The following is a 1540-nucleotide window of genomic DNA, read 5'->3' on the forward strand; positions in this document are numbered from 1 at the left end:
TCGGGCTCATTTATCCTGATACCGGGGAAATTTCTATCGCCGGATTTGATCTCCGGCAGCGATTTCGCGATGCTATTTCGCGCATCGGCAGTCTTATCGAAATTCCCGCATTTTACGGCTATCTTTCGGCGCGGCAAAATTTGCAATTGCTGCTGCGGCTTTCTGATGCCAAAAAAGCAGATGAAAAAATAGACAACGTACTCCGTCAGGTCAAGTTGCTCGACCGCGCTGACGATGCTGTGAAAAAATACTCCCAGGGCATGCGCCAGCGTTTGGGCATTGCCGCAGCAATTTTGCGTCAACCGCCGATTGTCATCCTCGACGAGCCCACCAACGGACTCGATCCCGAAGGCATGATCGAAATCAGGGAATTCATCCGCTCCCTGGCGAAAGAAACCGGCACGGCTGTTTTGCTCTCCAGCCATCTGCTCTCGGAGATGGAGATGCTCTGCGATCGGGTGTTCATTTTGAACAAGGGAAAGACTATTGCCGCGGGAGCGGTGAAAGAATTGATTTTACCCGAAGACGAAAATCTGGAACAGCTTTTTTTGAGAATCACACGAACAAAAACGAATTGAACCCATGGATAAAAAAAATACTATTGCTGAAGGAAAAATTTTTGCCTGCATCTCTGTGGAAATAGCCAAATTGCGGCGACAGAAATTCCCTTACGTGGCATTGATTTTCGTCATCATCTTTGCCCTATTTTCCGCATTTTTCAGAGAAAAACTTTCAGACGCATCCATTTTGAGCATGGGCGCTGCCAATGGCTGGCAAATCGCCACTTTTGCCGCTTCGTGGACAATGAAAATTGCGGCGCTGGTGATGCTCATTTTTTCGGTTCAATTGATAGCAGATGAGTTCACCGACCGCACCATCAAAACCATGCTCACAGCTCCGGTGACGCGGACCGAATTTCTTCTGGGGAAATTTTTCACAATTTTTATTATTAGTTTTGTTCTTGCAACCGCCCTTTTCATCACCAGCCTCATCGCCGGCGCAAGCATGGCGCCATTGAGCCAGTTGGAAGAACGCGGCTATGTCCTTGCCTCGCAGGGCAAATTGATTTTCTCTTTTCTCGCTGCGTTTTTGCTCAGCACGATTACACTGAGCGCAGTGGGAATTTTCGGCGCTGCCATGGCAGTGATTCTTCCGCGAGCTGCTCTCGCCATCGGCGCCAGTCTGATCATCTATTTCATTTTCAACATTCTGGGACAATTTGACCCGATTCAAAAATTTTTATTCACCAGCTATACTTCTTTCCCCATTGACACAGCCAAAGAAATTGCCCACGGGCTCTCATCGCCGTGGACGCCGAAACTATTCTGGTGTCTCGGCGTCACTGGCTTTTCAATCTTTCTTTTCTGGGCTGCGGCGAATTACATTTTCAACCGAAAGGACGTTATGGCATGAAAAAAATTGCTGTCTTGACGACATTTTTCCTTCTCTTTTTCTCGTATCAAATTCTGGCAATTTCGTTCGATGTTCAGGACATTCATCTGCCGGATCAGGTCTTGAAGTACAAAGTTTTTGACCTGAA

At 47.4% G+C, this 1540-nt stretch carries 2 protein-coding genes; both read left to right on the forward strand.

Features of this window, described 5'->3' with window-relative positions; genetic code table 11:
* Positions 1-578 (forward strand): ATP-binding cassette domain-containing protein (locus GXO74_13425; GenBank protein NOZ62666.1); only part of this gene is annotated, 578 nt, incomplete at its 5' end.
* A 4-nt stretch (positions 579-582) separates the two neighbouring features.
* On the forward strand, positions 583-1413 hold the full coding sequence (locus GXO74_13430) for an ABC transporter permease subunit (protein NOZ62667.1): 831 nt from the start codon (positions 583-585) through the stop codon (positions 1411-1413).
* Positions 1414-1540: the final 127 nt, after the last annotated feature.

This window comes from Calditrichota bacterium, from assembly GCA_013152715.1.
In the GTDB taxonomy this organism is placed as follows: domain Bacteria; phylum Zhuqueibacterota; class Zhuqueibacteria; order Thermofontimicrobiales; family Thermofontimicrobiaceae; genus 4484-87.